Source organism: Bacillus sp. ES1-5 (assembly GCF_022487605.1).
In the GTDB taxonomy this organism is placed as follows: domain Bacteria; phylum Bacillota; class Bacilli; order Bacillales; family Bacillaceae_G; genus Bacillus_A; species Bacillus_A wiedmannii.
On the sequence record NZ_JAKVPU010000008.1, the window covers coordinates 101,457 to 124,075 of the forward strand.

Below are 22,619 nucleotides of genomic sequence, written 5' to 3' on the forward strand. Positions count from 1 at the left end.
ACAAAAACTCCTTTTATGAAAGGGTTATTTTAGAGTGTAACGTTCTGAACGTTTTTCTAATATTTGTTGCACGATAGATAATAAGAAGCAAATTGCCCAATAAATTAGACCTGCTTCGAAATAAACAATTAAAAACTCATAGTTCATTGCCGCAATTTCCTGCGCTTTTCGGAACATTTCTGTTACTAAAATTAACGATGCTAATGAAGTATCCTTCACTAAACTAATAAATGTATTCGAAAGCGGCGGAATAGATACGCGCGTTGCTTGTGGTAAAATAACACGTTTTAATGCTTGCGGGTATGTCATCCCAATTGTGTAAGCTGCTTCCCACTGTCCTTTCGGAATTGAAAGGATAGAAGCACGAATAATTTCAGATGCATACGCACCAACATTTAACGAAAATCCAATAATTGCCGCTGTATATGGCTCAACTTCAATATTAAGAGTTGGAAGACCATAGAAAATAATAAATAACTGTACAAGAAGTGGCGTTCCGCGAATGATAGATACATAGATACGAGCAATCCATTGTAAAATACGACTACCTGAAATACGTGCAAGCGCAGTTAACGTCGCAAGTATAATCCCGATAATGAATGTAATAAGCGTTAATGGAATTGTCGTAAACACAGCTTCCTTCAGCATAGGCATGAAGGAAGACTGCATAATATCTATCCAAGTAGACAATCGATCTGAAACCAACGCACTACTTAGATACATTTTCACCGAACCATTTTTTCGCTATTTTATCGTACGTACCATCTTTTTTCATATCTTCTAACGCTTTATTTACTTCTTGTACTAGCTTGTCGCTACCTTTACGGAATAAGAACCCACTTTGTGACGCTTCTTTTTCTGTATCTACAATTTTAATTTTCGCATCTTTTTTCGTTTCTAAATAGTTTAACACTGATAATTTATCATTAATTGTGAAATCAACACGGCCAGTATTTAATAATTCCGCCGCTTGGCTAAAGCCTTCTACATTCGTGATTTCTGCACCATTTTTCTTAGCAATATCTGCATAGTTACTCGTTAAAGATTGTGCTGCTTTTAATCCTTTCACATCAGCAAATGTAGCAGGTTTATCTTTATCCTTCGCAATAACTAATACCGCTGAAGATGAAACATATGGGCTAGAGAAATCATATTTCTTTTGACGATCTTCACGAATACCAACTTCGTTTGCAACCATGTCGAAACGTTTTGCATCTAAACCAGCAAGTAAGCTATCCCATTGTGTTTCTTTAAATACAGGTTTTACTCCTAAACGTTTTGCAACTTCTTCTGCTAATTCAACGTCAAATCCAGTTAATTTATTGCTTGAATCGTGGAATGTGAACGGTGGATATGTACCTTCTGTTCCAATTACAAGTTCACCACTTTGTTTTATCTTTTGTAACGCGTCTTGACTAGCTGTATCTTTTTTCTCTTCTTTACCACAGCCCGCTACAATCCCGATCGCTAATGTAGTTACTGCAAGTACTGAAAATAATTTTTTCATGATGGTAATCCTCCAAGTATTCTGATAGGAATTTAAAAACTATATTGATTGTATGCAATCTTGAACAATTTTTCAATGAAAATGTTCTTATTTAGTTTATCCTTTTTCTTCATAATCAAACAAAAGGGGAAAATAATGCTACATACAAAAAATAAGTAACATTTTTTAATATAGCATTTATAAAGAAAAAGGTAAAACAATACTTCTTATTTAACTGTCGTGATTCACTAAAAAAGAACTTGTGAAAATCACAAGTTCTCCTCCATACATATTAAGCACTCTGGTTTCCTTCCATTTGCGTTTTGTACATATCGTAATAACGCCCGCGCTTTTTCATTAGCTCATCATGAGAGCCTTTTTCTAAAATTGTTCCTCTATCAAGTACAATAATTTGATCGGCGCTTTTAATTGTTGAAAGGCGGTGAGCGATAATAAATGTCGTTCTTCCTTTTTTCACAACTTCTAGCGCTTGTTGAATCATCGCTTCCGTCTCTGTATCGATACTAGATGTCGCTTCATCTAAAATTAAAATAGCTGGATCAAAAGCGAGTGCTCTAGCAAACGATATAAGCTGACGTTCTCCAGTGGAAAGCGTGCTTCCCTTTTCTGTAATCTCTTCATTTATATTGTTCGCAAACCGTTCCGCACCAACATCACGCAATGCTTTTACGATGCGCTCTTTTGAAATTTTTTCGTTCTCTAAGCTTACATTAGAAGCAACCGTTCCGCTAAATAAAAACGGATCTTGCAGTACGATTCCCATATGTTCACGCGTTGCTTGTTTCGGCATCTCTTTTACATCGTGACCATCAATCGTGAGCTTCCCTTTTTCAAACTCATAAAACTGGAAGAGTACATTCATAATGGAACTTTTTCCTGATCCAGTATGACCGACAAGTGCCACTGTCTCTCCTTGTTTCGCTTCAAAAGAAATATTTTTTAGTACTTCATCTTTTCCATTATAAGAAAATGATACATTATCAAACTTCACATTTCCTTGTAAGCGAGGCATACGTTCTTCTTCTACCGCTTCCCCTTTTTCCTCTAGCAATTCAAAAACACGCTCTGATGCAACACGCGATTGTTCTAAATTAGCAAGCTGATTTACCATATTTGTAATTGGTGAGAACAATCGTGTTAAATAATCAACGAACGCATACAGTATCCCTAAAGAAATAACGCCTGAAGCACTTAATGAAGCGCCACCGAAGTACCAAATCACACCTGTAAAAGCGATATTTCTTAATACAGACACTAAATTATGCGAAGTTGCTGCATTTAAATTCAAAATTTTATTTTGATATTTAAAATAATCGCCATTTAATTCTTCAAACTCTTTTTTCGTTTCACGCTCTTGACGAAACGCTTGAATAATCGGCATACCTTGAATGGATTCATTCACTGTTCCATTAATATCAGATAAACGTGAACGCATTTTATGATTGTATACAGACGCATACTTTCTATAAAGAATCGCCCAAACAATTAAAATCGGGATGATAAGTAAACATAACGTCGCCAATTTTACATCGAGTAAAAATAGCGCAGCGAATATCCCAATAATATAAATGATACTAGAAACGAATGTCGCCAGTACCGTTACGTATAAATCACGAATGGCTTCCGTATCATTCGTTACACGCGATACAATTTTCCCTGCTGGTAAATGATCAAAATAACGAATTGGCAATGTTTGAATATGAGAAAAGACATCTTCCCTCATAATTTGAATAATTTTGTTCGCTGCTTTCTGTAAGAAAAATTGCTTTCCGTATGCAAATAATGAAACAACTACTAATAAAGCGAAATAACCACCACCAAGTAATAATAGGGGGTTTATTTCTGGTTTATAAAACGCAAACACTTCTTCTTTCGTTAATGCTTTCGCTTTATACACTTGCACTGCCTTACCATTTTGGACGGTAATCATATCATCTTTTACAGTACGTGACCCTTCAGCATTCACTTTATTTGGTACAAAATAATATTGAAAGCCGACTTGCATCACGCGTACTTCTTTTCCTTTTTTCTCACCTTCCTGGAAGCGATCACTTCGCTTATAAAAGGTGCCATTATACGAAACAGCCTCTTCACTCTTTTCTGTTTCATACCAAGGTTTCTCTATCCCGACGATATGATCGTCAATCATCGTTTTCGCGACGAAAGGACCAGCAAGCTCTGCGATGACGAAAATAAATAACATTAGCATCGCTGCAAAAATTGTCCCTTTTACTTTCATCGCATATTGAAACAATCGTTTTGAAACGCTCATATTTTCACCCCACTATCCGCACTTTCACTTTCACCTTGTTGTCTTTCAAACTGCTCCGCATACCAGCCTCCGCTTTGAATAAGCTGTTCATGCGTACCTTCTTCCATTACTTCACCTTCATCCATAACGAGAATCCAATCCGCATGTTGTACGGCAGATAAACGGTGCGTCGTAATAATCGTCGTCTTTCCGCTTCTTTCTGTTCTTATATTTTCAATGATCGCTGCTTCCGTACGAGCATCAACAGCTGATAAAGAATCGTCCAAAATTAAAATTTCTGGATTTTGAATAACAGCTCGCGCAATCGAAATCCTTTGTTTTTGCCCTCCTGATAAAGAAACACCTTTCTCTCCAACGAGCGTTTCTAACCCTTCTGGTAAAAACTCTAAATCCTTTGTAAACGCCGCAATTTCAATTGCTTTCTCGAGTTCTTCTTCCGTCGCTTCTCTATTTCCAAATAAAATATTTTCCCTCGCTGTTTTTGAGAACAAAATATGTTCCTGAGGTACATACCCAATCCATCCGAGTACATTTTCATTCGTTATTTTATCTAACGTCACATCAGAGACTGCAATATCCCCATCTCCAAGCGGATATTGACGAAGAAGCTGACGTACGAGCGTCGTTTTTCCGCTTCCTGTTTTTCCAACAACCCCAAGCGTTTCCCCTTGTTTTAATGTAAATGAAACCTTTTTTAAATTTGTTTCAGTTGATGAAGGATATGAAAAGGTAACGTCATCAAACTGAATATAATCCGGCTCTTGTACAAGCTTTGGATTTTTCGGATCCTTTACATCCGGTTCATACGCTAACGTTTCATTCACACGGTCTAATGATGCATTTCCTCTTTGCATAACATTAATTAATTCGCCAATTGCAAACATCGGCCAAATCATCATCCCTAAATACACGTTAAATGAAACAAGTTCACCAAGTGTCACCTTTGATTGAAATACAAGATATGCGCCGTACACTAAACCAATTAAATAACTAAGACCGACAAGCATTTTCACAGTCGGCTGGAATAATGCATCGATTCTTGCTACTTTCATATTTTTTTCGTATACGTCATCTCCTAAATGATGAAACCTTCCCTCATCTGCATTCTCCTGTACGTATGCACGAATAACGCGCACGCCAGCAATCGATTCAAGTACTTTATCATTCATATCTCCGAACGCATCTTGCGCAACTGTAAATCTTTCATGCAATTTCTTTCCATATATGTTCATCGCATACGCCATAATCGGAAGCGGTATAAGCGCCGCAAGTGTAAGCTCCCAACTGATTGTAAATCCCATCATAAAGACAATCGTAAGCATATATAAACTCGAATCCACGAGCGTTAATATACCGAAACCAGCTGTCATAGCAATTGCTTTTAAATCATTTGTCGCTCTCGCCATTAAATCACCAGTACGATTTTTATGATAAAACGTCGGTGTCATTTTAAGTAAATGCCCCATAAATTTAGAGCGCATCGTCTTCTCAAGTACGAATGCACCACCAAACAATTGATGTTGCCAAACGAAAGTAAGACCATATCCAATTACCGTAACCCCTATTAAAATAAGAATAAATTGCATAATCGCCGCATTCGTTAACGTTCCTGTTTTTATATTATCAATCGTAACCCCTAACACTTTCGGGGGAATGACTTCAACTATATTTACAATTAAAAGAGCTCCAATGGCGATACTATATCTCTTCCAATGCTCTTTAAAAAACCATTTTAGCTTTAGTAATACTGATAACAATGTAACCGCTCCCTTCTCGTTCTCGTTTCACTCCCATTTCTTTACCCACTATCCAGACCCATCACATTTACATTTCGTAATCCATACAATCTCATCACATTTTTCCACCTTCCAAAGTTTTATATAGTAACGTGGAAAACAAAAAAAAGCATACCGCCGCTTGACGATATGCACAAAAATGCATAAAAGCGTACGTTACGATATACGCAACGTACGCTTTTTATAAGACAAAGATGCCTTATATATCCGCACGGGTTGCGTAATGATATGAATGTTTTCTGCCATTTAACAGAGCTAAGCCCATTACATTTACGATTACAATCATTACGCACACCCCCTTCATTTATTTTCCATTTATAATCTTACAACTTTATTGAGTATTCTGTCAATTGTTTTTTTTACAAACTGAATAAAAATATACGCTACATCATTTTGAAATAAGGGAATCTTCTGCAAGAAAGGGCATACAAAATAAAAAAAGAATAAGAAATCGTTTTCACAAACATTTCATTTGAAAAATGTTATCAAACCCCCTACAATCACCTTATACTCACTCTTACAAGTTGCTATTTTAGGAGGACTAATCATGACAACTAGCAATACGTACAAATTTTATTTAGACGGAGAATGGAGAGAAAGCTCTTCAGGAGCAACAATCGAAATTCCATCTCCATACTTACACGAAGTAATTGGACAAGTACAAGCAATTACTCGCGGAGAAGTAGATGAAGCAATTGCATCTGCAAAAGAAGCTCAAAAATCATGGGCGGAAGCTTCTCTACAAGATCGCGCAAAATATTTATATAAATGGGCTGATGAGCTCGTAAATATGCAAGATGAAATTGCCGATATCATTATGAAAGAAGTCGGTAAAGGATATAAAGATGCGAAGAAAGAAGTTGTTCGTACAGCTGATTTCATTCGTTACACAATTGAAGAAGCTTTACATATGCACGGAGAAAGCATGATGGGCGATAGTTTCCCTGGCGGAACGAAGTCTAAACTTGCGATCGTCCAACGCGCACCACTTGGTGTTGTATTAGCAATCGCACCATTTAACTACCCAGTAAACTTATCTGCTGCAAAACTTGCACCAGCATTAATTATGGGTAACGCTGTTATTTTCAAACCAGCAACTCAAGGTGCAATTAGTGGTATTAAAATGGTTGAAGCACTTCATAAAGCTGGCCTTCCAAAAGGTCTTGTAAACGTAGCTACAGGACGCGGTTCTGTAATTGGTGACTACTTAGTAGAACACGAAGGCATCAATATGGTATCGTTCACAGGTGGTACAAACACAGGTAAACATTTAGCGAAAAAAGCTGCAATGATTCCACTTGTATTAGAACTTGGTGGTAAAGACCCTGGTATCGTTCGTGAAGATGCTGACTTACAAGATGCTGCAAACCATATCGTAAGCGGTGCATTCTCTTACTCTGGTCAACGTTGTACAGCTATTAAACGTGTACTTGTACACGAAAACGTAGCAGACGAGCTTGTTAGCTTATTAAAAGCGCAAGTAGCTGAACTATCAGTTGGATCTCCAGAACAAGACAGCACAATCGTTCCGTTAATCGACGACAAGTCTGCTGACTTCGTTCAAGGCTTAGTTGACGACGCTGTTGAAAAAGGTGCAACAATCGTTATCGGTAACAAACGTGAGCGTAACTTAATTTACCCAACATTAATCGACCACGTAACAGAAGAAATGAAAGTTGCTTGGGAAGAGCCATTCGGCCCAATCCTTCCAATCATCCGTGTTTCTTCAGATGAGCAAGCAATTGAGATTGCTAACAAATCAGAGTTCGGTCTACAAGCAAGTGTCTTCACAAAAGACATTAACAAAGCATTTGCAATTGCTAACAAAATCGAAACTGGTTCTGTTCAAATTAACGGACGCACAGAGCGCGGCCCTGACCACTTCCCATTCATCGGTGTAAAAGGTTCAGGTATGGGCGCACAAGGTATTCGTAAGAGCCTTGAGTCTATGACACGTGAAAAAGTAACTGTATTAAATTTCGTTTAATCTTATATGTAGAAGCTGATCTAGTTTTAGATCAGCTTCTTTTTATACAATTTAGTTCGCGAGTTGTTTTTCCATAGTTAAATTCATACATTCTACAGAAATTCGATACCCTAGCCATCGCTCAGCAATATGTTCAAATGATGAAACAGAGCCTGTTGTAAAAAATCGATGCTTCGGATTAAGATTGTCAGACAAAATTCCTTTGTGCTGTAAAATTGTGCTTAACTCTATCGCTGTTTCTTCTGCCGAACTAATAATCGTCACAGCCTCTAACTCCTCTTTTATATAGGACTCTAACAGTGGATAATGCGTACACCCAAGAATTAATGTATCTATATCTTCTTTCGTTAATGGTAGTAAAGCTTGTTTTACTTGCTGCGTTACATATGGTTCATCTTCTAATTGATTTTCTACAACTGTGGCTAAAGTCGGGCAAGCATGGCTATGCACTTCCAAATATGTATCAAGCCCGTGTAATGCTTTTTCGTACATATTAGACTGTATCGTACCTACAGTTCCAATTACCCCGATTTCCCCTTTCTTTGTCACTTTAATTGCAGCCCTTGCTCCCGGATGTATTACGCCAATAACCGGAATGGAAAGTGCTTCTTGCAAATCATTCAATGCAGCAGCTGCACCAGTATTACATGCTACCACTAGGGCTTTTAATGGAAACTGTTTGAGGAACTCAACCATTTCAAATATGAAAGCTTGTACCTCCTCTACACTTCTTGGCCCATACGGACAACGCTCATTATCACCAATATAGTAAATACTCTCTTTAGGCAATTGACGCATAATCTCACTCGCGACTGTTAATCCCCCAACCCCTGAATCTAGTACACCTATTACGGAATTTTTATTACATGCAGACATATACTTCATCCCTTTCTCAATCTTCTAGCGTTAATAACATTTATTATATTACGAAAATTCAATATTAGATAACAATCCCTCTCCTTTTTAATAACAAACTCTTCTCTATAATCTGATTATTACTATATCCATTGACGTATAAAAATACATTTGTTACTCTTAACTACGTTAATTTAATATTTAAATCCTCATTCGTATCTCGGTGAGGTAGAGGTTGCAATCATTAAGAGTATCGTTTCAGGAGATGTAGTGGCATTGATGAAGGAATGAGAAAGGAATGATTGCCGAAGTAAGTTGTGTCCACCATGCACGCTTGCTGGGTCTGCATTTAATAAGTGCAGAACTGTCACAAACGTTTCGTTTGTGGAGAGCTATCGAGAGGTATGTCGTGGGTTTCTTATAAGATAGAAAGCATGTAGCGGCAAATTACGTGCTTTTTTTGTTTTGTTTGGGACTTTTCTTCTCTACTAAGAAGACATACATATCTCCTCGCTTGACTTGGTTATACTAACTTTGGAGGTATTTTCTATGCAACAAAAAAAATGGGGCTTTTGGGTACTAACAGCTTTCGTTGTCGGTAACATGGTTGGCGCTGGTATTTTCATGGTGCCAAGTACGTTAGCACAAACAGCAAGCCCTCTCGGTGTCACTTTAGCTTGGTTAACAACAGGGTTTGGTGTTTTAATGCTAGCTCTTGTTTTCGGTAATTTAGCAATTCGTCGTCCTGATTTAACGACAGGACCACAAAGTCATGCATATGCTTTATTCTCATCACCAAAAAAGAAAAAAATGGCTGGTTTCAGTATGGTATGGGGATATTGGGTTGCAAACTGGGCAAGTAACGTTGCCATCATTACATCTTTCGCGGGATATTTATCACTCTTCTTCCCAATTATGAAAGATACACGACTACTATTTTCAATCGGTTCTTTTAACATAGAAGTCGGAAAACTAATTACATTTACGATTTGTTCCATCTTACTTTGGGGAACTCATATTATATTAACAAACGGTGTAAGCGGAGCTGGAAAGCTAAATTTCTTAGCAACAACAACGAAAGTAACTGGATTCCTTTTATTCATCGTCGTTACGTTATTTGCATTCGAAGCTTCTAAGTTTGGACAATGGTACACACCGATGATCGATAAATCAGGTGTATCACACGGCCTTCTTTCACAAGTAAACTTAGCTGCTCTTACAACGCTTTGGGCATTTATCGGAATTGAATCAGCAGTACTTTTATCAAACCGTGCTACCTCTCCTAAAACAGTAAAACGCGCAACGGTGGCTGGATTACTTATTACAGTTGCGATTTACTTAGGAATTACAATTTTAACAATGGGTGTTCTTCACGTTGATAAATTACAAGCTTCGGAACGTCCATTAGCAGATGCGCTAAATGCTGCAATGGGTCATGGTGGCGGGAAACTGATGGCATTACTTGCTCTTACTTCCCTATTCGGTTCCATCTTAGGCTGGATTTTATTAAGCTCAGAAGTACCGTATCAAGCAGCAAAAGAAGGTTTCTTCCCTTCCTTCTTTACGAAAACAAATAAAAAAGGAAGTCCAATTTACTCATTACGATTAACAAACATTATGTCGCAAGTGTTCTTATTCTCAACACTATCCGGAACAATTGCGGAGGCTTATACATTCGTTATTACCGTATCAACACTAGCCTACCTCATTCCATATCTCGTTTCACCAATCTTCCAGTTAAAACTAGTCGCAACTGGTGAAACATATAAAAATGAAATGCGGGCAAGAATTACAGATGGTATAGTCGCAGTGATCGCACTTTGCTACGCACTATGGGTTATTAAAACCGGCGCATCCGATATAAAAACGTTCCTTCTCGGAATTGGTTTATTCGTAATCGGCTTTGCCTTCTATCCATTAATGAATCGTGATCAGAAAAAAAATAACGAAAAGAAAAACGAGCAAGTTGCATAACGCAATTTGCTCGTTTTTTCTTTTATAAAACATATATAATAGAACAAAGAGGTGAAAAACATGTCAATTGAATCACTATGGAGCAGCCGCTTCCAACAACATATTCAAAATATCATTACATACTTTGCACGTATGATTAACGGTTTACTATATAGCTTTATCTTCGTTGCCTGTATAGGTGCTTACTATTACGCAAAGTTTCTTAAGACATCTCCTTCTAAAGGACTATCTTTATTACTTATTACAATCGTCCTAACAGCGATTATAACGAGATGCCCGATCCGTACATTTATTCAAAAACCTGATGCTGTCTATTTACTTGCATTAGAGGAGAAACTAACATCTTATTTTAAAAAATCTCTTCTATATAATTACATCATTCAGCTTTTCCCATTATTATTTACGTTCCTTATTCTCGTTCCACTTGCCCTGCAATCATTACAAGTAACGGTACCTTTCTTATGTACAATCTTTATCGTTTTAATGATTACGAAAGCTTGGAACATATATATACATTGGATGTGGCGTGATAGTCATGAAAAAAATATATGGTTCATTATTCGTATTACTTGTAACGCCCTAATCATTTACATGCTGTTTTACTCGGCACATGTTCTCATATTAGGCGGATTGCTCTTACTACTTGCTTTCCTACTTCTATATACGAAAAAACAGCCTACAAAACGAATACCGTGGGATTACATAATCGAACAAGAAGAAAAAATGGACGTTCGTTTTTATCAATTTGCTAGCATTTTCACCGATGTTCCGCAACTGAATAAGCAAGTAAATAAAAGAAAATGGCTTACAAATTGGATTGAACCTTTATTACGTAAAAAACGAGCAACTTTCTTCTATTTACATACACTAGCATTTTTACGTGGGAATGATTATTTCGGTATATATATTCGCTTAGGGTTGATCGGTGCCTTCGCCTTATATTTTATACCAAACATATACGTAAAAGGCGCTATCGCTTACATCGTCCTATATATGATCTCTATGCAGCTCCGTTCCCTGTGGAAATATTTTTCGGGAAATATTATCGTAGCATTATATCCCATTGATACTGAGAAACGAATGAATCAATTTCTTCGCTTAATCTTTATATTACTAAGCATTCAACTCATTGTATTTTCAATTGTTATACTCATTGCTACAGGACAATTTTTACATAGCCTTATCATTATGATTATCGGGTTACTCTGGATCAAATTTATTATTGTACCAAAAACGAAGCAACGAATTTCCGCATTTTAACGAAAAAAATTATCTTAAAAGCCAAGGGAAAAATAAATTATCTCCTTGGCTTTTTTATTTTTCTTCCTCAAACAAGAATCACCGGCACAACCGATATTTTATGATTTTACATACAAAAACGATAATACATGTTTACGTCCTAATAAAAAGGGTATGTATTAAATTAACAGGGCAAAGAAACTGGAGGGAATGAAAAAATATGAATTAAAGTTCCGCTTTATAAAAGACATTGCTCAAGGATGATTCTGAAACCAATAATATAATGTAAGGAGCGGATTAGAATGAGTAAAAAAATTGCTATTTTAATAACGGATTATTTCGAGGACACAGAATACACAGAGCCAGTAAAAGCTTTTAATCAAAAGGGATATGAATTAACAACTATTGAAATGGAAAAAGGGAAAACGGTACACGGTAAACAAGGAAAAAGTGAAGTCGTAATTGATAAAAGTATTGATGATGTTTCTCCAGAAAACTTTGATGCCCTCTTCATACCAGGCGGATTTTCCCCAGATATACTTCGTGCAGATGAGCGTTTTGTTCGCTTTAGCAAAACATTTATGGATGCGGAAAAACCCGTTTTCGCTATTTGTCACGGACCTCAGCTACTTATCACTGCACAAACACTTGAAGGACGCGATGTGACTGGATATAAATCTATTGAGGTCGATTTAAAAAATGCCGGTGGAAATTTTCATAACAAAGAAGTGATCGTATGCCAAAATCAACTAGTGACAAGTAGACAACCGGAGGACATCCCAGCGTTTATTGAAGAATCATTGCGTATATTAGGGTAGCTACTTTGGTTAACCTCCTTTTATTTGTATGAAAAAAATTTAACCAGTGGGGGTTTGTTCATCCCCCACTGGTTATTCCCCCCTCACCAACCAGGTGTTTACAGGAAATCCGCTTCCACAAATAGCGCGAGATAAATAAAAAGGGTGGAATCCAAAAGTTCAGTTTTAATGACCTTTGGATTCCCCTCTTTTTTCGTCCCAAAATTTCTAATCACTTTTCATAGGCAGTTCTCATATAGTGAAAATGACTATACAATTCCTATCCATAAGTTAAATAATGATTTTACACATATATAAATACAAAAGATGGGAGCCTTATTTATGAATAACAATCCACCTTCAACGTCTCCTAATCCTACAGAAACAAATAAGCGTGAAGTAACCTTACAAACGTTACGCGTCATTGGGCTTATTGTACTGATTAGTGGCTACATATTAGTAGCTCTTTCTGAAGTAGGAACGTTAAAAAATCTTTTGCTACAGCCTAGTACCACTCCAGACTTAGCTGAAGTGGATCCGTTTTAAAAAGAAAAAACATACCCTTCTTCTTTAAAAAATGTAACAATTGATTCATTCGGCTCGACAAATTTTGCGAAGTTATGGATACAGCCATCCCCGCATTAAATACGGGAATGGCTATAATTATTGAATGAATTCTTCTAAATGGTTCTTCAAGTTCTCTAAATACTTCTCAACAGTAGGATGCTTCACCACATCATAACAAGCAAAACTCTTTAACGGACTCATACCGAGAAACTTTTGCACGCGATGTAAATGGCTAAGCGCTGACTCTAAACTTTCTCCCTCAAAGAACTTCGTCTTATCTCCAAATGCTTTCTCAGGCGCATTCCAAGTTGTAGAAAACATATACGCTTTCTCTTTTAATAAACCACCTGTCCCATATTCATCAGCACCTTTAAAGAACAAACCGTATTCATATACTTCATCCATATACGTTTTAAATAAGCCCGGTACACTAAACCAATAAATCGGTGTTTGATAAATCACAACATCGGCCCATAAAAAATTCTCTTGTTCTTCCTTAATACTATAGCCATCTTGAACCGTCGTTGTTTTCACATGATGATTCTCGCTTAATACCGTTACCATATAATCAACTAACGTTCTATTTAAACGTCCTTCTTTCGTACCGTATTTTTCATGTCCATTTATAATGAATATATTTTTCATCGCTTTTCTCTCCCTTATATAATTTACTCTTCAGCTATTAACCCAAGTTGCTGTTTCAGCATAAGATTATCTTCTAAATGCCAGTCTTCCGTGACCTTTCCGTCTTTCACATGTAACATATCAATGGCGAAAAAATTGATTTTCTTATCATTATGCGTTCCTGTAAAAGAAAGACGAGCTGTTACTTTATCACCGACGACTAATAAATCTTCAATCTCGCAATGTATATTAGGAATGACTTTACGAAAATTTTGTGCCGCAAATTTTAATCCTTCCGTGCCTTGTGGTCGCCCTTTCGGCAATGTATTATCGAAAAAATCTTTAGTAACAGTCTGCGGAATAAGTTCCTCCTTACCTGTATCCCAAAATGCATAAAAACGCTGCGCTGCATGAACCATTTCTGTCGCTTCTTTTTTACTTAGTGAGGGATCAATTGTCATTGCTTTTGGCTTTGGCATTTCTTTTAATAACTGAATTTCAGTTTTTTGTTCCACACCGCATGCTACAAGCACAATACAAACAACAATCAAACTAAGAAATCCAAACAACTTTTTTATCCCCATGAAAATCACCTCCTCATCTAAACCCTTTTTATTTCGTATTGCTATTGTATATGCACTAACTTCCTTTATGGAAGTAGTGATATTTTTTTCATATAGTTACCAAAAATATAGTTTTGTGATACTATAAAGCAAATTCATTCAAAAAAATTTTATGGAGGCTAGTTCCATGAACAATATAGATCCAGTTGAATTAACGAAAGGTTTACCTGGCATACCTTGTCCTATCGCTAAAACCCTTGATGTAATTCGTACAAAATGGACGTTTTTAATCATTCGTGACCTTCTTATCGAAGGAACATTACGCTTTAGTGATTTACAAAAATCAATGGACGGGATTAGTCCGAAAACATTATCGCTTCGACTAAAAGAATTAGAATCTCAAGGCATTATAACGAGAAAAGTATATCCAGAAGTTCCGCCTCGTGTAGAGTACACATTAACGGATAAAGGAAAGCAATTAGAGGGGATTTTCATTGAATTAAAACGGTTTGGATTAAGCTTATAAAACAAAAAACCCTTACCGTCGTAAGGGGTTTTATTACTTCGCAAAACTTTCAGCTAGCTGTTTCTCTCTCCACATAAATGTAATGCCGAGACCAACTATTAAAACAACTCCTGAAAATGCATATGGATAATGAATATTCATATCAAATAATATTCCGCCCATCGCTGGTCCTGCGATATTTCCTAAACTCGTATAAGTCGAGTTCATACCAGCAACGAATCCTTGCTCTTTTCCAGCTGCTTTTGATAAAAACGTCGTTAAAGCTGGACGAAGTAAATCAAATGCTAAGAAAATGAAACAAGTAACGAGAAGTACAATCCAATAATTAAAGACTACAGTTGAAACGAAGGCTAATACTGCACCTACAATTAAACATATTTGAATCAACACTTTTTCACCGAACATGTCGACCAATTTGCCAAACATAAAGACTTGCACAACTACCCCAAAGATTGAACTAATTGTAATAATTGCTGCGATATCTTTCGGTGTGAATCCAAACTTATGATCAGAAAACAGACTAAACACAGTTTCATACGCCGATAATCCGAATGCGAGTACAAATACGATAATAAATGCAATTGCATACATTGGATGTAATGATTTCTTTAAATCACCAATAAAACTTGATTCTTTCGTATTAGCAGAAATCTCTGCAAGCTCTTCCTTCGTTAACGGCTCTTTTAAAATAAAGATTGAAATTACACATGCTATAAAAGCAATTGCTGCTGCTACGAAAAACGGTACACGTATACCATACTCTGCAATAAATCCGCCAATTCCAGGCCCTATAATAAAACCAGTACTAATTGCCGCTGATAAATATCCCATCGCCTTTGGACGTTCCTGCATAGATGTAATATCCGCAACATATGCCGTAACACCAGGCATAATAAACGCAGCACTAATTCCGCCTAACACCCGTGCTGCATAAAGCATCCACACATCTTTTCCTAATCCAAAAAGAAGTTCTGAAACACCAAAAATAAATAATCCAATGATGATCATTTTCTTCCTACCGTAAAGATCGACCCACCGGCCTGTAATAGGTGACGTAATGAGCTGAGCCATTGCAAACACTGCAACGAGATAACCCATCGTCTTCCCTGTTAAACTCATGTCATTCATAAAGGACGGCATAACCGGAATGATTAATCCAATCCCTAAAAAAGCGATAAATATATTACTCAAAAGAATGACTAATACCATCTTTTGTTCTTTTATCGGTTTCTTCACTTTTTAACACCTCTTCCCGTAAGTTCCTCAAAAAAATAATGCCTAAGAAGCTTTTTCTTTATCCTGCTATTTGTGAGCTAATCATGAGTAGAGATGCCTCCACTCATTAGAATTTCACACTATCCTTCCACACATACATAAGCATTAGGTGAATGACTATCATTCAGTTCCCCTCAAAAATGAACCTACCTTTTCAGACAGGTTCACCTCACTATTTCTTTATATGTAGTGCATGTGTTAAAAAATCTAGTACTTCTGCCTTTTGTAGCTCGACTTGCTCCTCATCTTTATGATCATATAAATAAACTTGTTCCGCCGCTGATTCAACAAGAGCAATAAATAACTTCGCTGTTCGCTCCGCATGAACGGAATCACGAATTTCACCAGCTTCTTTCGCCTCATTTAAAAATTCACTTAGCCACATATAAAGAGGCTCATACACAGCTTCCCATTCTTTTATATGTTCTGTAGATGCAAGACCCGCATACATTAAAGCTTGTATTTCACGATATTCCTCTATAAAGTGAAACACCGCATCTATTACTTGCGTCACTTTACTTAAGAAAGGCGCATCGTTTTGCACTTTTTCTTTCACTGCAAGTATCATCTTTTCAACCATCACTTCTGCTATTGCAGGCATAACAGATAACTTAGAAGGAAAATATAAATAGAAAGTTCCTTGTGCAATGCCAGCCAATTTCACGATATCAGAAATCTTCGTTTTTTCAACGCCCTTTTCCTGAAACACTTCAATAGCTGCATAGACAATTTTCTCTTTTTTATTCATCATCTAAACCCTTTCAAACGCGTATTGAATGACTGTCACTCATTTTATAAAATAACTAGCTGTACTGTCAATTATCGTGCACTTTTTATCATAAAAATCTCCTAACGACTTGTTAGGAGATACAGTATATTTTTACGAAAGAGCCTTTAATCCTGTCACTCCGCATACAATAAGAGCCACACTAATGATACGTGCTTTACTTTTCGACTCACCAAATAGGAACATGTTTAATAAAACGGCACCTGCTGTTCCAATACCAATCCAAACCGCATACGCAACACTGACTTGTAAAAATAAGAAAGATGTATACAAGAATGCGAAGGATGTAGCAAATCCACCTATATAAATCGCACCATTTGCTAACGTCTTATCTTTACTATACATTTTAAGACCGATCACACCGACTATTTCACTAATTGCAGCACAAAATACGAAAAACCAACCCATCTTTAAGCAGCTCCTTCCACAGTTTCTTCTTTATTATCAGCTAACTTTAAACCGATAACGCCGGCTACAACCATCACGATAAAGAATAACTTTCCTACACTGAAACTTCCGCCGAAAAGGAATACATCCATTAAGAAAGTTCCTACCGTACCAGCTCCGGCAAAAATGGCATATACCGTTCCTGTCGCAAGATGTTCACACGCTTTAGAAAGGAAGTAAAAATCAACAGCGATAACGCCTAAAATAATAATCCAATGCCACCAAGTATCGGCGGTATTAAAACCAAACACCCAAAAAATTTCGAAGATACATGTTAATATGACATATAACCAAGCTCTATTTTTCATACCTCTCACCTCTTATGACTGACTATCAGTCATTTTTGTTTTAAAAAAATATTCCCTTACATCACTACTATATATAACAACTATCATCCTCATTTACCATTATATTTGTTCCATTTCCAAGCAAACTAGATCCTGCTCCATAAAAATGACTGAATGTCATTCATAAATATTGTACATGAATATTTTAAGAACTGTCAATGCCGAAAGATTATTTGAAATTTCTTTCATCCGATTTGTATATTTCCTAATAACCTGTCAATACTGCTAGTAACATAATATTTTCTCCACTCCCCCTTGGAGAGATCCCTTTAATAGAGCAGTTAGCTTTTGCTAGCTGCTCTTTTTTATTTACCGGCACACTATGAGATCAAATCCATTTTTATCATAAATAATTAAGGGTCGGATTATGTTTTCTATTTACTTTCCAAAGAGGCCTTATATGCAATAATTTTATTCTCCAGCATCTTTTCTGTAATGACTAAGTTTTCTCTTTGAATCTGAATAGATTTCCTATGATCTTCTAGGAGCTGCAAACGAGCTTCGGTTGTATGCTCCCCTTCTAAATATAACCTAGCGTATTCTCTTATTTTCGCTATTGGCATTTGCGTTTGTTTTAATTTCATTACAAACTGCAGCCACTTTATATGCGACTCTTCATAAAGTCGATTCCCATTTGTATCGCGATTTGCAATTAATATATTTTCCTTTTCATAATAACGTAGTGTATGTGTACTCACTCCTATTAATTTAGCCACCTCGCTAATTGTGTACATACTTTAACTCCCTCCACGTGCTTACCCTCATATATTTTATAGCTTTATCAAATTTATCAAAAACATTTGACTTAGAGTATACTCTAACAAATAAAATCTAACCATAATACATTTATTTGAACTTAGGGGGATTTTATATGAAATACACTGTTATTACTGGTGCTAGTTCAGGGATCGGCTATGAATCAGCTTTAGCCTTTGCATCTCGCGGAAAGAACTTAATACTTGTAGCTCGAAGACAAGAAGAATTAGACGGATTAAAATTAAAAATTAACGAAATGAATCCAGAATTGGATGTTGTTATTCGAAGAACGGATTTATCTATCACGGAAAATGTTTATAAGCTGTATGAAAGTCTACAAGCCTTTCAAATTGAAACATGGATTAACAACGCAGGGTTTGGTAATTTCGCCTCAATTGCTGAACAAAATTTAAATAAAATAGAGACGATGTTGCATGTAAATATAGAAGCACTAACAATACTCTCTTCTCTTTTCGTTCGAGATTATTCCATGGTTGATGGCACACAACTTATTAACGTTTCATCAGGCGGTGGATACACAATTGTTGCTGATGCGGTTACGTATTGCGCTACGAAATTCTATGTAAGTGCATTTACAGAAGGTTTATCTCACGAATTGAAACAACAAGGTGCAAAACTGCAAGCAAAAGTTTTAGCACCTGGCGCAACTGAAACAGAATTTGCAAAACGTTCATTTGATATTGATGAATTCCAATACAATAATGTTGTACCGAAATTCCACACTGCAGAACAAATGGCACAATTTATGCTTGATCTTTACGATAGCGATAAAGTTGTAGGGCTTGTCGATGGTTCTACTTATAACTATGAGCTTAAAAATCCCATTTTTAATTTTGCTGTAAGAAAAACGAATTCAAGTTCTTAATTTCCCCTAAAATATAGATACCCACTATTAATTAAATAATAGTGGGACTTTTTTCTCTCTGAAAATTTCAACCAACATACCGAATCATCGCCACCTCATCACAATAATCAACCTTTGGACAATGTCTACAATCAATCCATACTTTCTCTGGTAACGCCTCTCTATTCACAAAATCAAACCCGCACTTTTGAAAAAATTCCGTTTCATATGTTAAAGAAATGACTCTACTCACTTTAATTTTTGCTGCCTCATTTATTACATGATTCACCAACATACGTCCGATTCCTTTCCCTGCATATGTATGCGAAACGACTAATGATCGGACTTCTGCAAGGTCCTCCCCTAACACATGTAAACCAGCAACTCCAACGATTTCTTCCCCTTCTTTCATAACATATAAACATTGTAAATATTGATAGAGAGACAAAAGCGAACGTGGTAAAACTACTCCCTCTTTTGCATAAGCTTCAATGAGACTATAAATTTCTTTCACATCACTCGTAACCGCATTAAAGATTTTCATATTCTATCCCCTTGCCCCCGATATTAATATTTATAACTTAGAATGCATTTTAATACATAATTTTATATAATAATACATCTCTCTTTTCTCTTCGTCAATCACTTTATACAAACAAAAAACCGAGCAATCTAATCGATGCTCGGTTCCTCATTTCGGATCGGTAATACCGTCGAATATTTAATTTCACGAAGTGCTAAACTCGTCTGTATACGTGTAATACCAAGCTTGTTCAGCTTTCTAATAAACTGCTCCAGCTCTTTACGATCACGATTTGCAACCTTTAATAAATAATCATACTCTCCTGTTAAACAGTGACACTCTAACACTTCAGGCATCGATTCTAATTCTTTTTCCAACACGTCAAGTTTATCCGATTGATGAATATTCGTACTCATAAAAATGAAGCATAACAAATCAAAACCAAGCTTTTCTTGATTTAAAATGGCTACTTGCTTATCAATGAACCCTTCTCCATCTAATCTTTTTATTCTCGCATGCATCGCAGCTGGTGATAAATTAACGCGTCGCGCAAGCTCTGCATTACTTACTTGAGACTCCTTCTGCAATATATCTAAAATTTGTACGTCTAAATCATCTAACACTTTAATAACTGACGACTCCATTACAATTCCCCCTTTTTTCTTACCGATGATTATTCGAAAAAACACACCTTAACTTATTCAATACTGAATCATGTATTGTGAAGTGCATCTAAAACGAAATATTTTATTGACTTTTAACCATTATACAAAAGAATATATTACATAATAAAGAAAAATGCTAAAATTATTTACAATTCATATTAATTACAACAAAGGGGATTTTAATATGCCTTATTTTTATGTCTTTTTACTACTACTAACGAGCTTATTATGGGGAGGAAATTTCGTCGTTGGAAAATCGCTCGTTAATCACGCGTCTCCGATGACACTTACAAATTTAAGATGGATGATTGCGATCGTTTGTTTATTACCGATGGTTTGGTTTAAAGAAAAGAAAATCATTCCACCTCGTGCTGCAATACTTCCGTTACTACTAATGGGGATTTCAGGGGTCGCTCTTTTTAACATTTTTCAATTTCTAGCACTAGAAAAAACATCCGCAACAAATGTAGGGCTTATTTCTACATTAAATGCGATTTCAATTGCACTATTTTCAGTATTATTTCTAAAAGAGAAAGTAAATACACTTCAAATTCTATCCATGATTCTTTCATTCTTTGGGGTTATTCTTGTCCTATTAAAAGGTAACTTTGCACTTTTATTTTCACTACATTTTAATAGCGGCGATTTATGGATGATTGCGGCTGTTTGTATTTGGGGAATGTATTCTGTTTGTAGTAAATGGGCAACAAAAACAACTACGCCACTTATGGCAACATTATACTCTGGTATTTTCGGCGTTATTCTATTACTGCCATTTAACATAGGGAGCTTCACTGTTACAAACATAAATACTTCTTTCCTAACATCACTTTTATATACTGGGCTTATTTCCACAGTTCTTTGTATGGTGTTTTGGAATATTGGCGTGCAAAAATTAGGAGCGACTACATCCGGTATTTTTCTAAACTTCAATCCGATTTTTACAGCTATTTTAGCATTCCTTTTCCTCGGAGAAGAACTAACGTGGATACAAATTTTCGGGACAATGATCGTTGTGACGGGATGTTATTTATTTTCTCATTTCAAAACGGTTACTGTTCAGCCAACTAGAGCTTTAATGCGAAAACATTCTTAATCAAAAACATCGCCATCAAAGTGGCGATGTTTTTATTTACCTTTCATTTCTTTCACATACTGCTTTTCTTCTTCTGGCGATAAACGTTCTGTTGCCTTTCCAGTATCACCACCTTGAATTTCCCACAAAAAGTTATGCTCATCAACCGTTTGTGAAAAATCCCCTTTCTCCCAGCGCTCTAAAGTGGCAAGTAACTTTGATTTATATTTAAAATTTGTACTACTTTCTACTGCCTTCTTGGCACTAACAATTTCCCTATTTGTCATTTCAATAAATCCCCATTTTTCAGAGGATTTCACTTTTTGATGTACCATCCTATGCATGGTAGAAATAATTTCATCCTCACTAAATTGTGGCTTCTCTTCCGTAACTTTCTTGTCCTTTTGGCTCATCACTTTTTGTGTTTTAAGACTCTTCTCCTCTTCCTCTATATAATTAAGAAGTTTAGTAACACCGAATACAGCTCCTATCGCAATTACAATCATTGTAATTGCCCCTATTATCCATTTCTTCATATTATGTACTCCCCATTCCCCTAATAATCACATAAACAAATGGAATCGCCTGCGCACAGTCGATTCCATTTGTTTCCTTATTTCATTTTAAACCTTCAGCGCTTCTCGTACAATATAACTATCCACATATTGCTTAAATTTTACGATTTTTCCATTTTTAAGCTGCCATACATGAACAAACTCTGCTTCAAATGATTTTCCCGTCTCTTTATAAACTCCTGAATAAACACCTTCAGCAATAATTACATCTTTTCCGTTTACTTCATGGTACATATTTACACTCGCCTTATAATCATCCCATTCTGATCCTAATCGGCTAAATACATTTTCCATTATTGCTTCTACACCTATATAAGTTCCCCCGTACGGGAATCCTTCTGCCTCTTTCCATTCTACTTTTTCAGCGAGGGCTTCTACTAAATGTTTTGCATTCGAAGAAGCTGATCCTTCATAGGTACTTCGAATAATTTCTAAATTTGATTTAGACATATTAATTCCTCCCGTTTTATTTATTTTTTACACAAGTTGTAACCAATATAGTTACAACTTGTGTAAAAAAATATTTAAATTGTTTTATTCTTAATCCATCAGTTGTAATCATTATAGTTACAATTATGATTCAAGTCAACAATTTAT

Annotated in this window: 24 protein-coding genes and 1 riboswitch; of the genes, 8 read left to right on the plus strand and 16 right to left on the minus strand. The window is 36.1% G+C overall.

The genetic code is table 11. From position 1 onward, the window contains the following. Positions 1 to 24: 24 nt before the first annotated feature. The 4 genes from MKO96_RS22430 to MKO96_RS22445 form a co-directional block, all read right to left on the minus strand. A complete protein-coding gene (locus MKO96_RS22430; RefSeq protein WP_097818428.1) occupies positions 25 to 723 on the minus strand; it encodes an amino acid ABC transporter permease in 699 nt (232 codons plus the stop codon). Beyond that, positions 710 to 1,507 (minus strand): amino acid ABC transporter substrate-binding protein, encoded by a 798-nt coding sequence (locus tag MKO96_RS22435; RefSeq protein WP_000732850.1) that lies wholly within the window; start codon positions 1,505 to 1,507, stop codon positions 710 to 712. The genes MKO96_RS22430 and MKO96_RS22435 overlap by 14 nt, the downstream gene beginning before the upstream one ends. A 271-nt stretch (positions 1,508 to 1,778) precedes the next feature. Then, a complete protein-coding gene (locus MKO96_RS22440) occupies positions 1,779 to 3,779 on the minus strand; it encodes an ABC transporter ATP-binding protein (protein ID WP_087979570.1) in 2,001 nt (666 codons plus the stop codon). Then, the gene (locus MKO96_RS22445) at positions 3,776 to 5,536 is read right to left on the minus strand and encodes an ABC transporter ATP-binding protein (RefSeq protein ID WP_240588735.1); all 1,761 of its coding nucleotides are present in this window, start codon (positions 5,534 to 5,536) and stop codon (positions 3,776 to 3,778) included. Before MKO96_RS22445 ends, MKO96_RS22440 begins: the two co-directional genes overlap by 4 nt. A 586-nt stretch (positions 5,537 to 6,122) precedes the next feature. Here MKO96_RS22445 and gapN point away from each other — a divergent pair. Then, positions 6,123 to 7,562 carry an NADP-dependent glyceraldehyde-3-phosphate dehydrogenase gene (gapN, locus tag MKO96_RS22450; RefSeq protein ID WP_240588736.1) on the plus strand — a complete coding sequence of 480 codons (1,440 nt, stop codon included), beginning with the start codon at positions 6,123 to 6,125 and terminating at the stop codon, positions 7,560 to 7,562. 51 nt (positions 7,563 to 7,613) lie between these two features. On the opposite strand, the gene racE is transcribed toward gapN, so the two are convergent. Then, positions 7,614 to 8,438 carry a glutamate racemase gene (gene racE / locus MKO96_RS22455; protein WP_240588737.1) on the minus strand — a complete coding sequence of 275 codons (825 nt, stop codon included), beginning with the start codon at positions 8,436 to 8,438 and terminating at the stop codon, positions 7,614 to 7,616. A gap of 200 nt (positions 8,439 to 8,638) precedes the next feature. Further along, positions 8,639 to 8,820: riboswitch (Lysine riboswitch) on the plus strand. 146 nt (positions 8,821 to 8,966) lie between these two features. On the opposite strand from racE, the gene MKO96_RS22460 reads away from it, so the two are divergent. From MKO96_RS22460 to MKO96_RS22475, 4 genes are all read left to right on the plus strand, one after another. After that, entirely contained in the window at positions 8,967 to 10,391 is a 1,425-nt protein-coding gene (locus MKO96_RS22460) for an amino acid permease (RefSeq protein WP_016089172.1), read from the plus strand. A 60-nt stretch (positions 10,392 to 10,451) separates the two neighbouring features. After that, on the plus strand, positions 10,452 to 11,651 hold the full coding sequence (locus tag MKO96_RS22465; protein ID WP_240588738.1) for an ABC transporter permease: 1,200 nt from the start codon (positions 10,452 to 10,454) through the stop codon (positions 11,649 to 11,651). A gap of 281 nt (positions 11,652 to 11,932) precedes the next feature. Next, the gene (locus tag MKO96_RS22470; RefSeq protein ID WP_240588739.1) at positions 11,933 to 12,448 is read left to right on the plus strand and encodes a type 1 glutamine amidotransferase domain-containing protein; all 516 of its coding nucleotides are present in this window, start codon (positions 11,933 to 11,935) and stop codon (positions 12,446 to 12,448) included. Positions 12,449 to 12,769: 321 nt separating this feature from the next. Continuing rightward, positions 12,770 to 12,973 (plus strand): hypothetical protein, encoded by a 204-nt coding sequence (locus tag MKO96_RS22475; RefSeq protein WP_240588740.1) that lies wholly within the window; start codon positions 12,770 to 12,772, stop codon positions 12,971 to 12,973. Positions 12,974 to 13,090: 117 nt separating this feature from the next. Here the strand turns inward: MKO96_RS22475 and MKO96_RS22480 are convergent, their stop codons facing one another. Both MKO96_RS22480 and MKO96_RS22485 read right to left on the minus strand, forming a co-directional pair. Beyond that, complete coding sequence (locus MKO96_RS22480) at positions 13,091 to 13,639, minus strand: NAD(P)H-dependent oxidoreductase (RefSeq protein ID WP_240588741.1); 549 nt, start codon at positions 13,637 to 13,639, stop codon at positions 13,091 to 13,093. Positions 13,640 to 13,662: 23 nt separating this feature from the next. Next, a complete protein-coding gene (locus MKO96_RS22485) occupies positions 13,663 to 14,202 on the minus strand; it encodes an ester cyclase (RefSeq protein ID WP_240588742.1) in 540 nt (179 codons plus the stop codon). Between the two features lie 166 nt (positions 14,203 to 14,368). On the opposite strand from MKO96_RS22485, the gene MKO96_RS22490 reads away from it, so the two are divergent. Then, positions 14,369 to 14,707 (plus strand): winged helix-turn-helix transcriptional regulator, encoded by a 339-nt coding sequence (locus MKO96_RS22490; RefSeq protein WP_001059468.1) that lies wholly within the window; start codon positions 14,369 to 14,371, stop codon positions 14,705 to 14,707. 33 nt (positions 14,708 to 14,740) lie between these two features. Here the strand turns inward: MKO96_RS22490 and MKO96_RS22495 are convergent, their stop codons facing one another. The 5 genes from MKO96_RS22495 to MKO96_RS22515 all read right to left on the minus strand — a co-directional run bounded on the left by MKO96_RS22495 (position 14,741) and on the right by MKO96_RS22515 (position 18,297). After that, positions 14,741 to 15,943, minus strand: a complete 1,203-nt coding sequence (locus MKO96_RS22495) for an MFS transporter (RefSeq protein WP_048545666.1) — start codon at positions 15,941 to 15,943, stop codon at positions 14,741 to 14,743. 211 nt (positions 15,944 to 16,154) lie between these two features. Further along, positions 16,155 to 16,733 (minus strand): TetR/AcrR family transcriptional regulator, encoded by a 579-nt coding sequence (locus tag MKO96_RS22500; protein ID WP_240588743.1) that lies wholly within the window; start codon positions 16,731 to 16,733, stop codon positions 16,155 to 16,157. Between the two features lie 129 nt (positions 16,734 to 16,862). After that, positions 16,863 to 17,177 (minus strand): DMT family transporter, encoded by a 315-nt coding sequence (locus MKO96_RS22505; protein ID WP_000539670.1) that lies wholly within the window; start codon positions 17,175 to 17,177, stop codon positions 16,863 to 16,865. Between the two features lie 2 nt (positions 17,178 to 17,179). Continuing rightward, the gene (locus MKO96_RS22510; protein WP_064473857.1) at positions 17,180 to 17,524 is read right to left on the minus strand and encodes a DMT family transporter; all 345 of its coding nucleotides are present in this window, start codon (positions 17,522 to 17,524) and stop codon (positions 17,180 to 17,182) included. A gap of 413 nt (positions 17,525 to 17,937) precedes the next feature. Further along, a complete protein-coding gene (locus tag MKO96_RS22515) occupies positions 17,938 to 18,297 on the minus strand; it encodes a MerR family transcriptional regulator (protein ID WP_046957245.1) in 360 nt (119 codons plus the stop codon). A gap of 137 nt (positions 18,298 to 18,434) precedes the next feature. On the opposite strand from MKO96_RS22515, the gene MKO96_RS22520 reads away from it, so the two are divergent. Beyond that, a complete protein-coding gene (locus MKO96_RS22520) occupies positions 18,435 to 19,205 on the plus strand; it encodes an SDR family NAD(P)-dependent oxidoreductase (protein WP_240588744.1) in 771 nt (256 codons plus the stop codon). 67 nt (positions 19,206 to 19,272) lie between these two features. On the opposite strand, the gene MKO96_RS22525 is transcribed toward MKO96_RS22520, so the two are convergent. After that, positions 19,273 to 19,728, minus strand: a complete 456-nt coding sequence (locus MKO96_RS22525) for an N-acetyltransferase (protein WP_063263505.1) — start codon at positions 19,726 to 19,728, stop codon at positions 19,273 to 19,275. Between the two features lie 128 nt (positions 19,729 to 19,856). Further along, complete coding sequence (locus MKO96_RS22530; protein WP_048545677.1) at positions 19,857 to 20,351, minus strand: Lrp/AsnC family transcriptional regulator; 495 nt, start codon at positions 20,349 to 20,351, stop codon at positions 19,857 to 19,859. Between the two features lie 205 nt (positions 20,352 to 20,556). Here MKO96_RS22530 and MKO96_RS22535 point away from each other — a divergent pair, with 205 nt between their 5' ends. Beyond that, positions 20,557 to 21,468 (plus strand): DMT family transporter, encoded by a 912-nt coding sequence (locus tag MKO96_RS22535; protein WP_240588745.1) that lies wholly within the window; start codon positions 20,557 to 20,559, stop codon positions 21,466 to 21,468. Between the two features lie 32 nt (positions 21,469 to 21,500). Here the strand turns inward: MKO96_RS22535 and MKO96_RS22540 are convergent, their stop codons facing one another. Then, a complete protein-coding gene (locus MKO96_RS22540) occupies positions 21,501 to 21,983 on the minus strand; it encodes a PRK06770 family protein (protein WP_240588746.1) in 483 nt (160 codons plus the stop codon). Between the two features lie 87 nt (positions 21,984 to 22,070). Next, positions 22,071 to 22,472 (minus strand): nuclear transport factor 2 family protein, encoded by a 402-nt coding sequence (locus tag MKO96_RS22545; RefSeq protein WP_240588747.1) that lies wholly within the window; start codon positions 22,470 to 22,472, stop codon positions 22,071 to 22,073. Positions 22,473 to 22,619 lie beyond the last annotated feature (147 nt).

What these genes read in the sequence shown, in the direction of transcription:
- MKO96_RS22430 (WP_097818428.1), bottom strand. Translation starts at nt 723, where the DNA reads ATGTATCTAAGTAGTGCGTTGGTTTCAGATCGATTGTCTACTTGGATA.
- MKO96_RS22435 (WP_000732850.1), bottom strand. Translation starts at nt 1,507, where the DNA reads ATGAAAAAATTATTTTCAGTACTTGCAGTAACTACATTAGCGATCGGG.
- MKO96_RS22440 (WP_087979570.1), bottom strand. Translation starts at nt 3,779, where the DNA reads ATGAGCGTTTCAAAACGATTGTTTCAATATGCGATGAAAGTAAAAGGG.
- gapN (WP_240588736.1), top strand. Translation starts at nt 6,123, where the DNA reads ATGACAACTAGCAATACGTACAAATTTTATTTAGACGGAGAATGGAGA.
- racE (WP_240588737.1), bottom strand. Translation starts at nt 8,438, where the DNA reads ATGTCTGCATGTAATAAAAATTCCGTAATAGGTGTACTAGATTCAGGG.
- MKO96_RS22460 (WP_016089172.1), top strand. Translation starts at nt 8,967, where the DNA reads ATGCAACAAAAAAAATGGGGCTTTTGGGTACTAACAGCTTTCGTTGTC.
- MKO96_RS22465 (WP_240588738.1), top strand. Translation starts at nt 10,452, where the DNA reads ATGTCAATTGAATCACTATGGAGCAGCCGCTTCCAACAACATATTCAA.
- MKO96_RS22470 (WP_240588739.1), top strand. Translation starts at nt 11,933, where the DNA reads ATGAGTAAAAAAATTGCTATTTTAATAACGGATTATTTCGAGGACACA.
- MKO96_RS22475 (WP_240588740.1), top strand. Translation starts at nt 12,770, where the DNA reads ATGAATAACAATCCACCTTCAACGTCTCCTAATCCTACAGAAACAAAT.
- MKO96_RS22480 (WP_240588741.1), bottom strand. Translation starts at nt 13,639, where the DNA reads ATGAAAAATATATTCATTATAAATGGACATGAAAAATACGGTACGAAA.
- MKO96_RS22485 (WP_240588742.1), bottom strand. Translation starts at nt 14,202, where the DNA reads ATGGGGATAAAAAAGTTGTTTGGATTTCTTAGTTTGATTGTTGTTTGT.
- MKO96_RS22490 (WP_001059468.1), top strand. Translation starts at nt 14,369, where the DNA reads ATGAACAATATAGATCCAGTTGAATTAACGAAAGGTTTACCTGGCATA.
- MKO96_RS22500 (WP_240588743.1), bottom strand. Translation starts at nt 16,733, where the DNA reads ATGATGAATAAAAAAGAGAAAATTGTCTATGCAGCTATTGAAGTGTTT.
- MKO96_RS22505 (WP_000539670.1), bottom strand. Translation starts at nt 17,177, where the DNA reads ATGGGTTGGTTTTTCGTATTTTGTGCTGCAATTAGTGAAATAGTCGGT.
- MKO96_RS22510 (WP_064473857.1), bottom strand. Translation starts at nt 17,524, where the DNA reads ATGAAAAATAGAGCTTGGTTATATGTCATATTAACATGTATCTTCGAA.
- MKO96_RS22515 (WP_046957245.1), bottom strand. Translation starts at nt 18,297, where the DNA reads ATGTACACAATTAGCGAGGTGGCTAAATTAATAGGAGTGAGTACACAT.
- MKO96_RS22520 (WP_240588744.1), top strand. Translation starts at nt 18,435, where the DNA reads ATGAAATACACTGTTATTACTGGTGCTAGTTCAGGGATCGGCTATGAA.
- MKO96_RS22525 (WP_063263505.1), bottom strand. Translation starts at nt 19,728, where the DNA reads ATGAAAATCTTTAATGCGGTTACGAGTGATGTGAAAGAAATTTATAGT.
- MKO96_RS22530 (WP_048545677.1), bottom strand. Translation starts at nt 20,351, where the DNA reads ATGGAGTCGTCAGTTATTAAAGTGTTAGATGATTTAGACGTACAAATT.
- MKO96_RS22535 (WP_240588745.1), top strand. Translation starts at nt 20,557, where the DNA reads ATGCCTTATTTTTATGTCTTTTTACTACTACTAACGAGCTTATTATGG.
- MKO96_RS22540 (WP_240588746.1), bottom strand. Translation starts at nt 21,983, where the DNA reads ATGAAGAAATGGATAATAGGGGCAATTACAATGATTGTAATTGCGATA.
- MKO96_RS22545 (WP_240588747.1), bottom strand. Translation starts at nt 22,472, where the DNA reads ATGTCTAAATCAAATTTAGAAATTATTCGAAGTACCTATGAAGGATCA.